General features: G+C 65.9%; 14 protein-coding genes. 13 read left to right on the top strand and 1 reads right to left on the bottom strand.

What is annotated here, in order from left to right:
* Positions 1-91: 91 nt before the first annotated feature.
* Both F579_RS0103420 and F579_RS0103415 read left to right on the top strand, forming a co-directional pair.
* The gene (locus tag F579_RS0103420; RefSeq protein WP_012982598.1) at positions 92-1,342 is read left to right on the top strand and encodes a lipoprotein-releasing ABC transporter permease subunit; all 1,251 of its coding nucleotides are present in this window, start codon (positions 92-94) and stop codon (positions 1,340-1,342) included.
* On the top strand, positions 1,335-2,048 hold the full coding sequence (locus tag F579_RS0103415; protein WP_019024266.1) for an ABC transporter ATP-binding protein: 714 nt from the start codon (positions 1,335-1,337) through the stop codon (positions 2,046-2,048). Before F579_RS0103420 ends, F579_RS0103415 begins: the two co-directional genes overlap by 8 nt.
* 65 nt (positions 2,049-2,113) lie before the next feature.
* On the opposite strand, the gene F579_RS0103410 is transcribed toward F579_RS0103415, so the two are convergent.
* A complete protein-coding gene (locus F579_RS0103410) occupies positions 2,114-2,680 on the bottom strand; it encodes a DUF2062 domain-containing protein (protein WP_012982600.1) in 567 nt (188 codons plus the stop codon).
* 113 nt (positions 2,681-2,793) lie between these two features.
* On the opposite strand from F579_RS0103410, the gene F579_RS0103405 reads away from it, so the two are divergent.
* From F579_RS0103405 to rpsA, 11 genes are all read left to right on the top strand, one after another.
* Positions 2,794-5,124 (top strand): DNA internalization-related competence protein ComEC/Rec2, encoded by a 2,331-nt coding sequence (locus F579_RS0103405; RefSeq protein WP_026301037.1) that lies wholly within the window; start codon positions 2,794-2,796, stop codon positions 5,122-5,124.
* 12 nt (positions 5,125-5,136) lie between these two features.
* Positions 5,137-6,213 (top strand): S-methyl-5-thioribose-1-phosphate isomerase, encoded by a 1,077-nt coding sequence (gene mtnA / locus F579_RS0103400; RefSeq protein WP_019024268.1) that lies wholly within the window; start codon positions 5,137-5,139, stop codon positions 6,211-6,213.
* Positions 6,214-6,354: 141 nt separating this feature from the next.
* Positions 6,355-8,970 (top strand): DNA gyrase subunit A, encoded by a 2,616-nt coding sequence (gene gyrA, locus F579_RS0103395; RefSeq protein WP_019024269.1) that lies wholly within the window; start codon positions 6,355-6,357, stop codon positions 8,968-8,970.
* Entirely contained in the window at positions 8,967-10,052 is a 1,086-nt protein-coding gene (gene serC, locus F579_RS0103390) for a 3-phosphoserine/phosphohydroxythreonine transaminase (protein ID WP_019024270.1), read from the top strand. The genes gyrA and serC overlap by 4 nt, the downstream gene beginning before the upstream one ends.
* A 38-nt stretch (positions 10,053-10,090) precedes the next feature.
* Complete coding sequence (locus F579_RS0103385) at positions 10,091-11,254, top strand: 3-phosphoglycerate dehydrogenase family protein (protein ID WP_019024271.1); 1,164 nt, start codon at positions 10,091-10,093, stop codon at positions 11,252-11,254.
* A 60-nt stretch (positions 11,255-11,314) separates the two neighbouring features.
* On the top strand, positions 11,315-12,373 hold the full coding sequence (gene pheA / locus F579_RS0103380) for a prephenate dehydratase (RefSeq protein WP_019024272.1): 1,059 nt from the start codon (positions 11,315-11,317) through the stop codon (positions 12,371-12,373).
* 312 nt (positions 12,374-12,685) lie between these two features.
* Positions 12,686-13,843 (top strand): histidinol-phosphate transaminase, encoded by a 1,158-nt coding sequence (hisC, locus tag F579_RS0103375; RefSeq protein ID WP_019024273.1) that lies wholly within the window; start codon positions 12,686-12,688, stop codon positions 13,841-13,843.
* Positions 13,840-14,721 carry a prephenate dehydrogenase/arogenate dehydrogenase family protein gene (locus tag F579_RS0103370; protein ID WP_019024274.1) on the top strand — a complete coding sequence of 294 codons (882 nt, stop codon included), beginning with the start codon at positions 13,840-13,842 and terminating at the stop codon, positions 14,719-14,721. The genes hisC and F579_RS0103370 overlap by 4 nt, the downstream gene beginning before the upstream one ends.
* 3 nt (positions 14,722-14,724) lie before the next feature.
* The gene (gene aroA, locus F579_RS0103365) at positions 14,725-16,029 is read left to right on the top strand and encodes a 3-phosphoshikimate 1-carboxyvinyltransferase (protein ID WP_019024275.1); all 1,305 of its coding nucleotides are present in this window, start codon (positions 14,725-14,727) and stop codon (positions 16,027-16,029) included.
* Entirely contained in the window at positions 16,026-16,733 is a 708-nt protein-coding gene (cmk, locus tag F579_RS0103360; RefSeq protein ID WP_019024276.1) for a (d)CMP kinase, read from the top strand. Before aroA ends, cmk begins: the two co-directional genes overlap by 4 nt.
* Before the next feature lie 82 nt (positions 16,734-16,815).
* A complete protein-coding gene (rpsA, locus tag F579_RS0103355; RefSeq protein ID WP_012982611.1) occupies positions 16,816-18,486 on the top strand; it encodes a 30S ribosomal protein S1 in 1,671 nt (556 codons plus the stop codon).
* Positions 18,487-18,493: the final 7 nt, after the last annotated feature.

Here is an 18,493-nt window from a genome sequence, read left to right as displayed (position 1 = left end):
GGTAGCGTCATCCTCCCGCCTGTGCCTCCGGTGGCAAAACTCTGTGCCATCGGGGATAGGCGTGCCCGTGTAACTCTGGCATGATTTCGCGATGTTCCGCCCGCTCCCGCTCGCCATCGGTCTGCGCTATACGCGCGCCAAGCGGCGTAATCACTTCATCTCGTTTATTTCGGTCGTCTCGATCCTCGGCCTGGTGCTGGGCGTGATGGCGCTGATCACCGTGCTCTCGGTGATGAACGGCTTCGAACGGGAGCTGCGCGATCGCATCCTGGGTATGGCCTCGCACGCGACCATCCAGGACGTGAATGGCGGCCTGCGCAACTGGGAGTCACTGAAGGAGCAGGTCGAGACCATCGACGAGCGGGTACTGGCGGTCGCGCCGTATGTCCAGGGCGAGGCGATGCTCAGTGCGACGGGGAACATCTCCGGTGCGCTGATCCGTGGGGTGGACCCGGAGGCCGAGGAACGCGTGGCGCGGATCGGCGAGCACATGACCCAGGGCCGGCTCGGGCAGCTCGAACCCGGTGCCTACCGCATTGTGCTGGGCCGCGAGCTGGCAGCGGAACTGCGCGTGCGGGTGGGCGATTCGCTGATCCTGATGGCGCCACAGGCCTCGGTCTCGCCGGCGGGTGTAATGCCGCGCATGCGACGATTCGAGGTGGCGGGGATCTTCGAGGTCGGGATGTACGAATACGACCGCGGGACAGCCTTCATTCACCTGCAGGACGCCCAGGCGGTCTTCCAGACGGGCGAGAGCGTCACCGGCCTGCGCCTGCGCCTGACGGACATGATGCGGGCGGGAGTGGTCTCGCGCGAGGTGGCCAGTCAGCTCGACGGGCTGTTCCGGGTGTCCGACTGGACGCGCCAGCATGCCAACCTCTTCCGCGCGATCCAGATCGAGAAGATGGTGATGTTCATCATCCTGTCCCTGATCGTTGCGGTAGCGGCCTTCAATATCGTCTCCACGCTGATCATGTTGGTGACCGACAAGCAGGGGGATATCGCGATACTGCGAACCCTTGGGCTGTCCCCCTCGGGGGTCATGCTGGTGTTCGTGGTCCAGGGGGTGGTGATCGGCGCGATCGGCATCCTGCTCGGCTCGGTCGCCGGTGTCGCGCTGGCGCTCAATATCGATGTCGTGGTGCCCTTCATAGAACGCGCGATGGGCATCGAGTTTCTCGCGGCCGATGTCTATTACATCAGTGATTTGCCGTCGGAATTGAAAGCATCCGATGTCTTTCGGGTGGGCGGGATTGCGTTCTTGCTGACCGTCGTGGCGACGCTGTTCCCGGCCTGGCGGGCGGCCCGTACGCAGCCGGCGGAGGCCCTGCGCCATGACTGAGACTGCTCCGGTACTGGAGGCCGTGGGGGTCGAGCGGCGTTTCCGCGATGGCAAATTGGATGTGGCCGTGCTGCAGGGCGTCGATTTTCGCCTGGAGCGGGGCGACCAGACGGCGATCATCGGTGCCTCGGGTTCCGGCAAGAGTACGCTGCTGCATCTGCTCGGGGGACTGGATCGCCCCACGGCGGGCGAGGTTCGGCTGCTGGGGCAGGAGTGGTCGCGCATGGGCGAGGCGCGCCGGGGCCGCATGCGCAACCAGCACCTCGGGTTCGTCTACCAGTTCCATCACCTGCTGCCGGAGCTGACGGCGGTCGAGAATGTCGCGCTGCCTCTGCTGATCCGGGGGACCTCCAGCCGACGGTCGCGCCAGGAGGCAGAGCACTGGCTCGGACAGGTCGACCTCGGGCACCGTGGTGCGCACAAGCCGGCCGAACTGTCGGGGGGCGAGCGCCAGCGCGTGGCGATCGCACGGGCGCTGGTGACGCGGCCGTCCGCGATTCTGGCCGACGAGCCCACCGGGAATCTGGATCAGGAGCGCGCCCAGCATGTGTTCGCGCTACTGCGCGAGATGAACCGCTCTACTGGCACCGCGCTGGCACTGGTGACGCATGACATCACCCTCGCGCGCGAGCTGGATCGGTCGGTACAGCTGGTCAAGGGGCATCTGGAGCGCGAGCACTTCCACGGTCAGCTGGCCGACGACTGATCCGTCCGCTCGGGAGCGCTGGGTAAAGCCTTGCGGAGTTGCGGTCAGCCCTTGGCGTGCGTCGGCTACCGGCCCGAATCGTCTTTTTCCGCTTTTTCCCTTTCCCGCTCCTGACGCAACCGCCGCAACGCGCGACGGGTCCGCAGGCGCTGTACGACATTCACGCGCCACAGCACACGCACCAGCAGATATCCGGAGAGACTGGCCAGCGTCGCGAAGAGCAGGCTGCCGAGCAGTAGCGGCTGCCAGATGGTCAGCAGCTCGGTACTGAACCATTCCCAGCTCCAGTCGAGATGGACATCGCGGGGCGGCTCACCCAGCAGCTTGCGGCCGACGGTATAGGCCATATACAACATGGGGGGCATGGTGATCGGGTTGGAGATCCAGACCAGGATCACCGAGATGGGCAGGTTGACGCGCACAATCAGCGCGACAATCGCGGCGACCAGCATCTGCATAGGGATAGGCAGGAAGGTCACGAACAGCCCAACGGCAAACGCACCAGCCACGGAGCGGCGGTTCAGATGCCACAGATCCGGAGACCGCAGGCGCGGCCCCAGGGGGGAGAGTGCGCGATGGCCGCGCACGCCCTCCATGCCGGGGAACAGCCTTCTGATGATGTGCTTCGCCATGTCTCGGGGTATCTGTCGGACTCTCGCAGGCCCAATCCTGGGCGTGCATCCTACCTGCTAGGACTGGGCCCTGGGGAGAGGATTCCAACTCTTCCTGGACGGGACCGTGCGCCATGATGGTCGCGGTGCTGGGCCTGATCGCCGGTGTGTGGGGGTTGCACCAGCTCCCCGTCCTGCCTGTCTTGCTCGAAGGTCCATTGAGAGTATTCCTGCCTGTCGCTGGCGCGCTGGTCGCACTTGGCTGGGTCCAGGCGGCTCGGCGAGGTTCTCCTTTCACGTGGTTGCCAGCAGCCTCGCTGGGGTTGCTCGCGGGCGTGTGGCTGGCACTCCCGCATGCGACGGACTGGTCGGGCAAGGTCGTGAGTCCCGAGTGGTCGGGAGCCGAGGTCTTGGTGCGGGCACAGGTGGTCAGTTTGCCGGAGCACGGGGAGCGGCGCAGCCGGTTCCGGGTTGGGGTGTCGGAGATCGAGCAGGGCAACCCGGGGCTGGAGCTTGAAGGCCGCGAGTTGTGGGTGAGCGCCTTCCCCGCGCGGCCGGCGATACAGGTGGGTGATTCGCTGCGGCTGGACTTGCGATTGCGTGGTGTCGACGGCCCCCGCAACCCCGGGGCATTCGATGCCGCAGGCTGGTTCTACCGCGAGGGGATGCACGGCAGCGCCGTTGCGCGTTCCGTTACCCCACTGGCAGGCGTGCAGGAGGGGGCCAGGGGCCGCGTGATCATGCACCGCCTTCGGGCCGCAATGCAGGCATGTCTGGAGCGCGCGGCACCAGATTTGCGTCACCCGGGCCTGGTGCAGGCGCTGGTCATCGGCAATCGCCAGGCCATGACCGAGAGTGAATGGCAGGCTTTCCTGCACACCGGGACCAATCACCTGATGGCGATTTCCGGGTTGCATGTGGCCCTGGTCGCGGGGTTTGCCGGCGGCATTGCCGGATGGTTGTGGTCCGGGGTGGCGGCTTTTAGACGGCTGCGGCGCTGGCTGTTCATGAGTGTGGTCGGGCTGGTGGCCGCCACGGGCTATGCGGTACTCGCCGGTTTCAGCATCCCGACCCAAAGGGCTTTGCTGATGCTGATTGCGTTCACGCTGGCGGTACTGTCGCGTCGCGAGGGTGTTGCCTGGCGCGCCCTGGCCCTTGCCGCGGCCATGGTGCTGATTGTGCACCCGCCGAGCGTGCTGGCCCCGGGGTTCTGGTTCTCGTTCGGCGCGGTGGCCGTGATCCTGCTGCTGTTGCAGGGTCGGGTCGGGGCGACCGGTTGGCGCGACGGCCTGCGTATCCAGGTCGTGCTGGCGATCGCGATGCTTCCGCTCAGTCTGGCCTGGTTTCAGCTGGGGTCCTGGGTCGCACCCGTGGCCAACCTGATTGCGGTGCCCATGGTGACGCTGCTGATCCTGCCGTTGTTGCTGGTTGGCGCCTTGGTTGCCTGGTGGTGGCCGGCCGCCGGCGGCCTGTTGTTGGGTATTGGGGACGGCCTGCTGGCACTGCTGGTGATGATGCTGGAGGCACTGGCAGGGATCCCTGTTCTGGTGGACCAGCGCCATGTTCCGGTGGCCGCGGCCCTGCTGGGCGGCGTGGCCGTTCTCCTGGCCTTGCAGCCGCTCGCCCGGCGATTGGCCCCCTGGATTGCAGTAGCCGCGATTGCTCTGGTGGCGCCGCTGCGCCCGGACCTCGCGGCCGGGCAATGGCGCGTTCAGGTCCTGGATGTTGGCGCCGGGCAGGCCACTATCGTTGAGACCCGACGACACGCGCTGCTGGTTGATGCAGGTCCGGGTCGAGAGGGCGGCTTCAGCGCGGGCGACCGGATTGTGGTGCCGGCCTTGCGGGCGAGCGCTATCCGCTCCCTGGATACCCTGATGGTGACGCACGAACATGCCGGCCACGCAGGGGGCGTGGCGGCCGTCCGGGAACGGATTCCGGTGGGGCGCACGCTGCGGCGCACTCCGGTGAGCCATGACAATGACGAAAGCTGCGAAAAGGGGGATCAGTGGAACTGGGACGGTGTGCGCTTCGAGGTACTCCATCCGCCGCCGGGCTGGAATGACGACTCGTCCGCGTCCTGTGTGCTGAAGGTGGAGGGGGCGGGCGCGACCTTGCTGGTCATGGGCGGGCTGGATGGTCTCGGCGAGGCCGTGATGCATCGGGACAACGCGGGCTTTGCGGTTGATTTGCTGGTGGCGCCGAGGACTTCCAATCCGCGTGCCCTGCAGGCTGACTGGCTGGCGCGTTTCCCGCCAGGTCAGGTCTGGGCGGCGACGACCGCCGAGGGTGGCGGTCTGCCCGACGAGGCCCGGAAACGGCTGGAGCTAAGCGGTATTCCACTGTACGAGACCCGCCGGAGCGGTGCACTGGTCACGAGCAGCGCGCGACTCGACAGCGCTCCGGCGACCGGGCGCCCGAGGGTGCGATTCTGGCATCCCGAGAGCCCTGATCGAAAAGAGCCCTGATAGAATAATCTCATGACAGAACACCGCTCCGACACGATCCGCCCGATTCGCTTTGAAGACGGCAACCTCTATCTGCTCGACCAGCGCCTGTTGCCGGGCGAGGCCGTGCGCCAGTGCTATACCGATGCCGGCGAAGTGGCGACCGCGATACGCGACATGGTCGTGCGCGGTGCGCCCGCCATCGGGATCACGGCTGCGTTCGGGGTCGTGCTGGCCTGCCAGAAGGCCCGGGGGGGGGACGACTGGCGCGCGCGAGTGGCTGCGGACATGGATCGCCTGCGGGCCTCGCGGCCCACGGCGGTGAATCTGTTCTGGGCACTGGACCGCATGGCCCGGGAGGTCGATGCGGCGATGGATCTGGAGGCGGCCATTGAGGCGACCACCATCGCGGCCCGGCAGATGCTGGACGACGACATTGCGGGCAACCGTCGCATGGGACGGCACGGGGCTTCCTTGATCGAGCCGGGACATGCGGTACTGACCCACTGCAATACGGGTTCGCTGGCCACCGGGGGCTATGGCACGGCCCTGGGGGTGATCCGCGCGGCCTGGGACGAGGGGCGGGTGACCGAGGTCTTTGCCGACGAGACCCGCCCGTGGCTCCAGGGGAGCCGCCTGACCGCCTGGGAACTCGTGCATGATGGCATCCCGGTGCAGCTGCTGTGCGAAGGGGCGGCCGCCAGTTTGCTGCGCTCCGGACGCGTGGGGTGGGTGATCGTGGGTTCTGACCGCATCGCGGCGAACGGGGATGTCGCGAACAAGATCGGCACCTATGGGCTGGCTCTGCTGGCGCGTGCCCACGGTGTGCGCTTTATGGTCGCGGCCCCGCTGTCGACCATCGACTTCGATATGCCGGACGGGGAGGGTATCCCGATCGAGCAGCGAGCCGAAGACGAGGTGCTGGCGCTCGCCGGGATGCGCGTGGCCGCGGACGGCGCGCGGGCCTACAACCCGGCGTTCGACGTCACGCCGGCGCACCTGGTCGACGCGATCGTGACCGAGCATGGCGTGGTCGAGGCACCGGATCGGGACAAACTGGCCGCCCTGCGGCGGAAAGCCGTCGCTGTGGACCCGGTTCTCGAGGGCTGACAGCGCCGGATCACGGTGTTTCACAGTGGCATACCCCGGCTGAGAGCTACGGAGGGGCGATTTCAGGCCCATTTTCTAGGTCCCAGTGGTTACCCCTGTGGTATGATCGCGAGCTTGTTCAGACGGACGGCGTAACTCTCGATGGCTGAATTTGCCAAGGAAATCTTCCCGGTCAATCTCGAAGACGAGATGCAGCAGTCCTACCTCGATTACGCGATGAGCGTAATCGTGGGCCGGGCCCTCCCCGATGTCCGTGACGGCCTCAAGCCGGTCCATCGCCGCGTGCTCTACGCGATGCGCGAGCTGGGCAACGACTACAACAAGCCCTACAAGAAGTCGGCGCGTGTGGTCGGTGACGTGATCGGTAAGTACCACCCGCATGGCGACTCGGCCGTCTACGACGCCATCGTGCGCATGGCGCAGCCGTTTTCGATGCGCTACATGCTGGCCGACGGTCAGGGCAACTTCGGCTCCATTGACGGCGACTCCCCGGCGGCCATGCGGTATACCGAGGTGCGCATGGCGCGCATCGCGGCCGAGCTGCTGGCCGACATCGACAAGGAAACCGTCGATTTCATCGACAACTACGATGGTTCCGAACAAGAGCCGGCAGTCCTCCCGAGCAAGTTCCCCAACCTGCTGGTCAACGGCTCCGCCGGGATCGCGGTGGGGATGGCGACCAACATCCCGCCGCACAACCTGCGCGAAGTGATCAACGCCTGTGTGGCGCTGATCGATGACCCCGAGATCTCCATCGAGGGCCTGATGGAGCACGTGCCGGGCCCCGATTTCCCTACGGCCGGGATCATCAACGGCGTGGAAGGCGTGCGCGAGGCCTATCGCACCGGCCGCGGCCGGGTGCTGATCCGGGCGCGCTCGCATGTCGAGCCGCTGGAGGGCGGACAGCGCGAGGCGATCGTCGTCACCGAACTCCCGTACCAGGTGAACAAGGCCCGCCTGACCGAGAAGATCGCCGAGCTGGTCAAGGAAAAGCGCATCGACGGCATCTCGGAGCTGCGCGACGAGTCGGACAAGGACGGCATGCGCCTGGTCATCGAGCTCAAGCGTGGCGAGATGGCCGAGGTGGTCCTGAACCACCTGTACATGCATACGCAGATGCAGAACGTCTTCGGCATTAACATCGTCGCCCTGGTCGACGGGCAGCCGAAGGTGCTGGATCTGCGTCAGGTGCTGGAGGCCTTCCTGCGGCACCGCCGCGAGGTGGTCACCCGCCGCACGATCTTCGATCTGCGCAAGGCCCGCGAGCGCGCCCATATCCTGGAAGGCCTGGCGATCGCGCTGGCGAATATTGATCCGGTGATCGAACTGATCCGTGCCGCCCCCAATCCGGCCGAGGCCAAGGCCGGCCTGCTGGCGCGCAGTTGGCCGCTGGGCGTGGTCAGCGACATGCTGGATCGGGCCGGGGCCAGCGCCTCGCGTCCCGAGGACCTGGCCCCCGAATACGGCGTGGGCGACGACGGTTACCGCCTGTCCGAAGCCCAGGCCCAGGCGATCCTGGATCTGCGCCTGCACCGCCTGACCGGGCTGGAACAGGACAAGATCCTCGACGAATACCGCGAACTGCTGGACCTGATCGAGGACCTGCTCGACATCCTGAGCTCGGGCGAACGCCTGCAGCAGGAGATCCGCAACGAGTTGCTGGCTGTGGCCGAGCAGTTCGGCGACGAACGGCGCAGCGAGATTCGCGAGCGCCAGGCGAACCTGACGCTGGAAGACCTGATCGGCGAAGAAGACGTCGTGGTGACGCTCTCGCACGCTGGTTATGTGAAGTACCAGCCGGTGGCCGACTATCGCGCACAGCGCCGAGGCGGTCGTGGCAAGGCGGCCGCGAGCTTCAAGGAAGAGGATTTCGTCGATCGGTTGCTGGTCGCGAACACGCACGACACGGTGCTTTGCTTCTCCAGCCGCGGGCGCGTGTACTGGCTGAAGGTCTACGAGCTGCCGCAGGGCTCGCGAGCCTCGCGCGGCAAGCCGATCGTCAATCTGCTGCCGCTGGAATCCGGTGAGCGCATCAACGCGATCCTGCCGGTGCGGGAATACGACCCGGACCACTACGTGTTCATGGTCACCGCCCGAGGCACGGTCAAGAAGACGCCGCTGACAGACTTCTCGCGTCGACGCTCGACCGGGATCATTGCAGTGGATCTGCGCGACGACGACTACCTGGTGGACGTCTCGCTCACCGATGGCCAGATGGACGTAATGCTCGTTACCACGGCCGGCAAGGCAGTGCGCTTCTCCGAGAGTGACGTGCGGCCGATGGGCCGTACCGCCTGCGGTGTGCGCGGCGTGCGCATGGAATCGGATCATCGCGTGATTGCGCTGCTCAATGTCGCCGAGGGTGCGGCCTTGCTGGCCACGGAGAACGGCTACGGCAAGCGGACCCGCTTCGACGAATTCCCGGTCCACCGTCGTGGCGGTCAGGGCGTGATCGGGATCCAGACGGAGGGGCGCAATGGCCCGCTGGTCGGGGCCGCGCGCGTGCTGGAAGACGACGAGGCAATGCTGATCACCACGGGCGGGACGCTGGTGCGCACGCCGGTGGACCAGATCCCGCTGATCGGGCGCAACACGCAGGGCGTGCGATTGATCCGTCTGGACGAGGGCGAGCGCCTGGTGGAACTGGCGCGGGTCGAAAAGCTGCAGGGCGAGGATGAAGACCTCGACAGTGACAGCGAGGGCGACGAAGACGACGAACCCACCCAGAACACCATGGACAACGGAGATCCGGAATGAGCCGAGTGCATAACTTCAGTGCGGGGCCGGCGGCGCTGCCGCAGGCGGTCCTGGAACGGGCACGCGACGAACTGATCGATTTCCATGGCGCCGGGATGTCCGTGATGGAGATGAGCCATCGCGGCAAGCCGTTCATGCAGGTCGCCGAGAAGGCCGAGCAGGACCTGCGCAAGCTGATGAATATTCCGGACAATTACAGCGTGTTGTTCCTGCAGGGTGGGGCGACGGGCCAGTTCGCGGCGATCCCGATGAACCTGCACTCGGGCGGGAAACCGATGGACTACATCGACACCGGCGCCTGGTCGGGCAAGGCGATCAAGGAAGCCCAGAAGTTCGGGCCCGTGAACATCGTCGCCAGCTCGCAGGCCAGTGGCTACGCCTCGATCCCGCCGCGCGACAGCTGGAATCTCGACCCGAATGCCGCCTACGTGCACTACACCCCGAACGAGACGATCGGTGGCGTCGAGTTTCACGAGGTCCCGGAGGTCGGGGGCAAGCCGCTCGTCGCGGATATGTCCTCCACCATCCTCTCGCGCCCGATCGACGTGTCGAAATTCGGCGTGATCTATGCTGGCGCGCAGAAGAACATCGGGCCCGCCGGGCTGACTGTGGTGATCGTTCGCAACGACCTGCTGGACCAGGAGTCGAATCCCAACCTGCCGGCGGTGGTCGACTGGGCGCTGCAGGCGAAAAATGACTCCATGTACAACACGCCGCCGACCTTCGGCTGGTACCTGGCGGGACTCGTCTTCGAATGGTTGCTGGAGCAGGGCGGGTTGGAAAAGATGGCCGAGATCAACCAGCGCAAGGCCGAGAAGCTCTATCATTTCGTGGACAACTCGGCGTTCTATCGCAACCCGGTCGAACCGGATGCGCGTTCGTGGATGAACGTGCCCTTCATCCTCGCGGACGACTCGCTGGACGGTACGTTTCTGAACGAGGCCGATGCCGCGGGACTGTCGTCGCTGAAGGGGCATCGTTCGGTAGGCGGGATGCGGGCAAGCATCTACAACGCCGTACCGGAGAGTGCCGTGGACGCGCTGATCGAGTTTATGGCGGACTTCGAGAACCGCCACGCCTGAGCGCGTCTCCCTGAGGGAACCGATCACGGAGGGCCCGGATGTACCGCATACAGACCTATAACAACATTGCCATACGCGGGCTGGACCGCTTCCCGCGGGACCGTTACGAGGTGGCCTCGGACATCAACCAGCCCGACGCGCTGATGCTGCGCTCGTTCAACCTGCACGATGTCGAGATCCCGGATTCCGTACTGGCCGTCGGACGCGCCGGCAGCGGGGTCAACAATATCCCGGTCGCGGCGCTGTCCGATCGCGGGGTCGCGGTATTCAACGCCCCCGGAGCCAATGCCAATGCGGTCAAGGAGCTGGTGATCGCCGGCCTGCTGCTGGGCGCGCGCAACCTGCTGCCGGCGGCGGGCTATGTGCAGGAGCTGGACCCGAGCAAGGACGACTTCATGGCCGCGGTCGAACACGGCAAGAAGCGGTTCACGGGCTTCGAACTGCCCGGGCGCAAGCTCGCCGTGCTGGGGCTGGGCGCCATCGGTGTCGGCGTGGCCAATGCCGCCAAGGCCCTCGGCATGGAGGTCGTGGGATTCGACCCCAAGGTCACGGTCGAGAATGCCTGGCGCCTCGATTCGGACATCGAGCGGGCGCGCTCCGTGGAGGCGGCCCTGGAGGGTGCGGACGCGGTGACGGTGCATGTCCCGCTGACCGAGAACACGCGGCACCTGGTCAACGCCAAGGGGCTGGAGGGTATGAACCCGGGCGCGATGGTGCTGAACCTGGCGCGCGAGGGCATCGTCGATGACGAGGCCGTCCGCGAGGGACTGGATGCCGAACGGCTGCACGCCTACATCACGGACTTCCCGGTGCCCAACATGCTGGGCCACCCGCGGGTCATCACGCTGCCGCACCTGGGGGCCTCGACGACCGAGTCGGAGGAGAACTGTGCGGTGATGATTGCCGACCAGCTGCGCGACTATCTGGAGAACGGCAACGTGGTGAATTCGGTGAACCTGCCGACCCTGGTGCTGGACCGCAAGGGCGACACCCGCATCGCTGTGGTCAACCGCAATCTCCCGGATCGCGTGGCGCGTATCTCGCATGTCCTGGGCGAATCCAACCTGAACATCCTGCACCTGATGAACGATTCCCGCGGGGATCTGGCGTATACGCTGCTCGACGTGGACGGGAAGCCCGATCCGTCCACGCTGGAGGCGTTGCTGCAGATTGATGGCGTGCTGCGCGCGCGGGTGCTGTAGATCGTGACGAAGAAGGGGCCATCGCCGAAAGCCGCTACAGGGCCGGAAGACCTCGGGTCCTTGCGCAACCGCATCGATGAGCTCGACGGGCAGTTGCTGGAGCTTCTCAGCGAGCGTGCTCGCTGCGCCGAGGCGGTCGCGCGGGTCAAGCGCGACTTCGAGCCGAATCCGGTCTTCTACCGTCCGGAGCGCGAGGCCGAGATCCTGCGGCGCGTACGCGAGGAAAACCCCGGGCCCTTGTCCGGCGATGCGGTGGTCCGGCTGTTCCGGGAGATCATGTCCGAGTGCCTGGCGCTCGAGCACCCGCTGACGGTCGCCTATCTGGGCCCCGAGGGTACGTTTACCCACCTGGCGGCACGCAAGCACTTTGGTCACGCGGTGGAGACAACCCCGTTGACCTCGATCGATCAGGTGTTTGGCGCGGTGGAAGCCGGGCGGGCGCAGTTCGGTGTAGTGCCGATCGAGAACAGCTCCGAGGGCGTGGTCACGCATACCGTGGACTGTTTCCTCGACTCGCCGCTGCAGATCTGCGGCGAGGTCGTGACGCCGATCCATCATCATCTTCTGGCGCAGGCCGAAGACCTCAGCCAGGTTCGCCGTGTCCGCGCGCACGCCCAGGCGCTGGCCCAGTGCCGGCAGTGGCTGGACACCCACCTCCCACACGCGGAGCGCGAGGCGGTGTCTTCCAACGCGCGGGCGGCGGAGGTCGCGGCGAAAGATCCGGAAAGCGCGGCGATCGCCAGCCGCGTGGCCGCCGAGCACTATGGTGTTCCGCTGCGGGTGCAGCATGTCGAGGATCGCGCGGACAACACCACGCGCTTCCTGATTATCGGCACCGCGTCCACCGAGCCGAGTGGTGCCGACCGGACTTCGATCATGCTCAGTACCGCGAACCGGCCAGGGTCGCTGTATGCGCTGCTCAAGCCGATCGCAGAGGCGGGCATCAGCCTGACCCGGATCGAGTCGCGGCCCTCGCGCTGCACCCAGTGGACCTATGTGTTTTTCCTGGATCTGGTGGGCCACCAGAAGGATCCGGAAATCCAGGATTGTCTTGAGCAACTGCGCCAGACCGCCGATACCGTCAAGGTGCTGGGGAGCTACCCCCAGGCCGCTACCTGAGGGGAACACTGACTCATGCACACGCTCGCGTTGATACCCCAGGTTTCCCGAGACAAGGCGCGGTGCGCAGCGGGTAGTGGTTCTGCCCGCCCGTTTTTCATTGATTCGGGGCGCAACGCAGGATCGGGGAACCTGGGGTACCAACCCCAAGGGGCTCGGCCGCCCGTTGTTATCGAAGACGGGCGCGGGAACGGGGCTGCGGTTCCTTTGTGCAGAATGACTGCACGGCAGTCACCGCACCTTGTTCGCACGCAAAAGCGACTCGAGCGCGAGCGCGTGCATGAATCAGTGTTCCCCTAACCGAGGTATCCCATGGCTTCACGCAATCCCGTGTCCGATACGAACCCGGGTGGCTTTGATGCCGCCGCGCTTGCCGTGGATGGCGTTCGGGGCCTGACGCCCTATCAGCCCGGCAAGCCGATCGCGGCGCTCGAACGGGAGCTGGGCATCCAGCAGGCGATCAAGATGGCCTCCAACGAGAATCCGCTGGGGCCCTCGCCCCAGGCGGTGGAGGCCGCACGCGCGGCGATGAGCGAGGCGCATATCTATCCCGATGGGGCAGGCTTCGAGCTCAAGGCCGCGCTGGCTACCCGGCATGGTGTCGACCCGGATGCCATTACCCTCGGCAATGGGTCCAACGAGATCCTGGAGCTCGTTGCGCGGGCGTGGCTGGCGCCCGGTCGGACCTCGGTTTTTTCGGCTCATGCCTTTGCCGTCTACCCGCTGGTTACCCAGGCGGTAGGGGCCGATGCCCGGGTGGTCGAAGCACTGCCTGCGACCGACCTGGAACAGCCCTACGGGCACGATCTGGCTGCGATGCAGAAAGCCGTGGGTGAGACCGTGCGGGTGGTGTTCGTGGCGAATCCGAACAACCCGACCGGCACCTGGGTCGGACGTGCGGCGCTCGAGGCCTTCGTAGCGGCGATGCCGGCCACCACGCTGGTCGTGATCGACGAGGCGTATGCGGAGTATGTCGAGCAGGAAGACTATCCCGACACCACCCAGTGGGTCGCGCGCTACCCGAATCTGATCGTGACCCGCACGTTTTCCAAGATTCAGGGCCTTGCCGGCCTGCGTCTGGGATACGCGATCAGTTCGCCCTCGGTGGCGGAACTGCTCAATCGTGTGCGCCAGCCATTCAATGTGAACGCGGTCGCGCAGGCCGCGGGGCTGGCCGCGCTGGGCGACTCCGCCCATATCGAGCGTTCGGTGCGCGTCAATCGCGAGGGTCTGGTGCAGCTGGGCGAGGGTCTGCGCGAACGCGGGCTGCGTGTAATCCCGTCCGTGGGCAACTTCATTACTTTCGACACCGGGCGTGATGCGGGGCCGGTATACGAGGCGCTGCAACGCGAAGGCGTGATCACCCGCCCCGTGGAGAACTACGGGCTGCCCGGCCATCTGCGGGTGACGGTCTCCACGCCCGAGGACAACGAACGCTTCCTGCAGGCGCTGGATCGGGCCCTGGCATGATCGAGCGGCTGGTCATCTTCGGGGTTGGCCTGATCGGCGGCTCGCTCGCACTCGCCTTGCGAGAGGCGGGTGCGGTGCGCGAGATCGTGGGTTGTTCACGCAATGCAGACAACCTGCGCGAGGCCGAGCGTCTGGGCGTGATCGATCGCTGGACGACCTCGGTGGCAGAGGCCGCGGAAGGGGCGGATATCGGCGTACTGGCAGTCCCGTTGGGGGCAATGGGTCCGCTGGCACGCGATCTGGCGGGCTGCTGGCCGGAAGACAGCCTGTTGACCGATGTCGGCTCGAGCAAGCAGGCCGTGATCGACGCGGTGACCGAGGGCTTTGGCACCACGCCGCGCCAGTTTGTGCCCGGTCACCCGATCGCCGGAACCGAGAAGAGCGGGGTAACGGCCGCATTTCCCAGCCTCTTTCGGGACCGGCTGGTGATCCTGACCCCGGCGGATGCGACCAATCCGATGGCCAGCGATCGCATTGCACAAATGTGGCAGGCGGCCGGTGCGCGGGTGGAATTCATGACACCCGCCCATCACGACCGGGTGCTCGCGGCGACGAGCCATCTGCCTCACGTGCTGGCCTACACGCTGGTGGCGTCGCTGTCGGACATGAGCGAGCGCGACGAGATCTTTCATTATGCCGCGGGCGGCTTTCGCGACTTCACCCGCATTGCCTCGTCGGACCCGGTGGTCTGGCGCGATATCTGCCTGGCCAACCGCGCGGCGATCCTCGAGGTGATCGAGCGCTACCAGGGCGACCTGGAGCAGCTGCGCGGGATGATCGAGGCGGCTGACGGGCCCGCGCTCGAGGCACGCTTTCGGCATGCAAAGGAAACCCGGGATCGTTTTTGCGACCCGGCGGATGCACAACTGGATACCTGAAACATGAACACCTTTACCGTACAGCCGGGGGGCACGCTCTCCGGTGTCGCCCGTGTGCCGGGCGACAAGTCCATTTCCCATCGCTCGATCATGCTGGGCGCGCTGGCCGAGGGCGAGACGCGTGTCACCGGCTTTCTCGAAGGGGCCGATTGCCTGGCGACGCTGGAGGCCTTTCGCGCGATGGGCGTGCCGATCGAGCGCAACGGACCTGGCGAGGTCGTGATTCAGGGGCGCGGCCTGCATGGCCTTCAGGCACCGGATCGCCCGCTGGACATGGGGAACTCGGGGACCGCGATGCGGCTGCTGTGCGGGGTGCTCGCCGGACAGGCTTTCGACAGTGAGCTGATCGGCGATGAATCCCTGACACGTCGCCCGATGCGCCGGGTCACCGAGCCCCTGGCGCGCATGGGGGCGCAGATCGAGACCAGCGAGGCGGGTACTCCGCCCTTGCGCATACGGGGGGGAGCGCCCCTGCGGGGTACCGACCATGTGCTGCAGGTAGCCAGCGCCCAGGTAAAGTCCGCGATCCTGCTTGCGGGGCTGTGGGCAGAAGGGAAAACCTGTGTGACCGAGCCCGCGCCCACCCGGGATCATACCGAGCGCATGCTAAATGGCTTCGGCTGCGTGGTAACGCGGGATGGCCCGAAGGCCTGTGTTACCGGGGGCGGGCGCCTGCAGGCGAGTTCGGTGGATGTCCCGGCGGACATCTCCTCGGCCGCCTTCTTCCTGGTGGGGGCGAGCATCGCGACGGGGTCGCAGATGCGCCTGGCGCATGTCGGCATCAATCCGACCCGGACCGGTGTGATCGACATCCTGCGCCTGATGGGTGCGGATATCCGCGTGGAGAACGAACGCGAAGCCGGGGGTGAACCGGTGGCCGACATCGAGGTGCATGCTGCCCCCCTCAAGGGGATCGAGATTCCGACCGAGCTGGTGCCGCTGGCGATCGACGAATTCCCGGCCATCTTCGTCGCAGCGGCCTGCGCCGAGGGCGAGACCGTCCTGACCGGCGCGGAAGAGCTGCGGGTCAAGGAGAGCGATCGGATCCAGGTGATGGCCGATGGCCTTCAGGCGCTGGGCGTGCAGTGCACGGTGCAGCCCGATGGTATTCGCATCCAGGGTGGCGAGGGCTTCTCCGGCGGGGAGGTCGACAGCCATGGCGACCACCGCATCGCGATGTCGTTCGCGATGGCAGGGCTGCGGGCCAGTGCCCCGATACGCATCCGTGACTGCGCAAACGTGGCCACGTCGTTCCCGGGCTTTGTGGATCTCGCCCGAACCGTCGGCCTGGCACTGGAGGCGGCATGACAGCAACGATCCCGGTGCTCACGATCGATGGCCCCGGTGGGGCCGGCAAGGGGACGGTATGCATGCGTGTCGCCGCCGCGATGGGCTGGCACCTGCTCGACAGTGGGGCCCTGTACCGACTGCTGGGCCTGGCTGCTCGCCAGCATGGGGTGGAGCTGACGGACATCGAAGGCCTTGAGCGCCTGGCCACCGCACTGGACGTCAGCTTCGAGATCGATGGCGATGCGACACGGGTGACAACCCTGCTCGAGGGGCAGCCAGTGGACGTTCTCCTGCGCACCGAACAGGCCGGTTCCGATGCCTCGCAGGTCGCCGCGCTGCCCGCGGTGCGCGAGGCCTTGCTGGATCGCCAGCGAGCGTTTGCGCAGACCCCGGGACTGGTCGCGGACGGGCGTGACATGGGCACCGTGGTGTTCCCGGACGCGGACCTCAAGATCTTCCTGACGGCCTCTGCGGAGGAGCGGGCACGCAGGCGTTACATGCAGTTGAAGGAACAAGGACTTAGTGCTAATCTTTCCGCCCTTCAGGACGAGATGGAGGCGCGCGACCGCCGTGACCGCGAGCGCAGCGTGGCCCCCCTCAAGCCCGCCGAAGATGCCTGGGTGCTGGATACCACGGAACTCGACATCGTCAGCGTGGTGGACATGATCCTGGAGCGCCTCCGGGACGTACTCCCGGAAAAAAGCCCCCGAATCGAGGGATAGCCTCGAAGCGGGTTCATTAACGTTCAAACCCTCTTGTAGGAAGTCGCTGCAAGAATTTGTTTAATCACAGGTTTTTAAATCCATGAGTGAAAGTTTCGCGCAACTGCTCGAAGAGAGCATGGCCTACACCCAGATGCAGCCGGGTGCCATCCTCAGTGCCACCGTCATTGAGGTCACCCCGGATGTGGTCGTGGTCAATGCCGGCCTGAAGTCCGAGGGGGTCATCCCCACCGAGCAGTTCATGAACGACGAGGGTGAGCTCGAGGTCAAGGTCGGCGATGTCGTCGAAGTGGCCCTCGAAACCCCCGAAGACGGTTTCGGCGAGACGCGCATGTCGCGCGAGAAGGCCAAGCGGGCCAAGGCCTGGGATCGTCTTGAAGGTGCGATGGAAGAAGAGCAGTACGTCACCGGCAAGATCTCCGGCAAGGTCAAGGGTGGTTACACCGTCGAGCTGGGAGACATCCGTGCGTTCCTGCCCGGTTCACTCGTGGATGTACGTCCGGTGCGCGATACCGCGTACCTGGAAGGCAAGGAACTGGAGTTCAAGCTCATCAAGCTGGACCGCCGCCGCAACAACGTGGTCGTGTCCCGCCGCGCCGTGGTCGAGCAGGAATACAGCGCCGAGCGCGAAGAGCTGCTGAAGAACCTGCAGGAAGGCGCGGTCGTGAAGGGTATCGTGAAGAACCTGACCGACTACGGTGCGTTCCTGGATCTGGGCGGCATCGACGGCCTGCTGCACATCACCGACATGGCCTGGAAGCGTGTGAAGCATCCGTCCGACGTGGTCGAGATCGGCCAGGAAGTCGAGGTCAAGGTCCTGAAATTCGATCGCGAGCGCATGCGTGTCTCGCTGGGCCTGAAGCAGCTGGGCGAGGATCCGTGGGAGAACATCACCCGCCGTTACCCGACCGGCACCCGTATCTTTGGCAAGGTCACCAACATCACCGACTACGGCTGCTTCGTGGAAATCGAAGACGGTGTGGAAGGCCTGGTGCACGTGTCCGAGATGGACTGGACCAACAAGAACGTCAATCCGGGCAAGGTCGTGGCCATCGGTGACGAGGTCGAGGTGATGATCCTGGACCTGGACGAAGAGCGCCGCCGCATCTCGCTGGGCATGAAGCAGTGCCAGTCCAACCCGTGGGACGACTTCGCCGCCAACCACAACCGTGGCGAGAAGGTCCGTGGCCAGATCAAGTCGATCACCGACTTCGGCGTGTTCGTCGGTCTGGACGGCGGCATCGACGGCCTGATCCATCTGTCCGACCTGTCCTGGCACGAGGCTGGTGAAGAGGCGATCCGCAACTTCAAGAAGGGCGACGAGGTCGAGGCCGTGGTGCTGTCGGTGGATCCGGAGCGCGAGCGCATCTCCCTGGGCCTGAAGCAGCTGGACCGCGATCCGTTCTCCAACTTCGTGGCCGAGCACACCAAGGGCAGCATTGTGAAGGGCACGGTCAAGGAAGTGGACGCCAAGGCCGCGGTGATCGAACTGGCTGACGGCATCGACGGCATCCTGCGTGCCGCCGACATCTCCCAGGACCGTGTGGAAGATGCGCGTACCGTGCTGAACGTCGGCGAAGAGGTTGAGGCCAAGTTCATGGGTGTGGACAAGAAGACCCGTGCAATCAGCCTGTCGATCAAGGCCAAGGACCGCGCCGAAGAGGCCGAGATGGTCTCTGACTACTCCGCCAGCGGTAGCGCGACGACCTCCCTGGGCGATCTACTGAAGGAACAGATGGGCAAGAACGACTAAGTCCGTC

This window comes from Thioalkalivibrio sp. ALJ21 (genome assembly GCF_000378605.1).
Lineage (GTDB): Bacteria > Pseudomonadota > Gammaproteobacteria > Ectothiorhodospirales > Ectothiorhodospiraceae > Thioalkalivibrio.
Note: the sequence above shows the minus strand (reverse complement) of the source record. Positions and strands in the feature narration are given on the sequence as shown.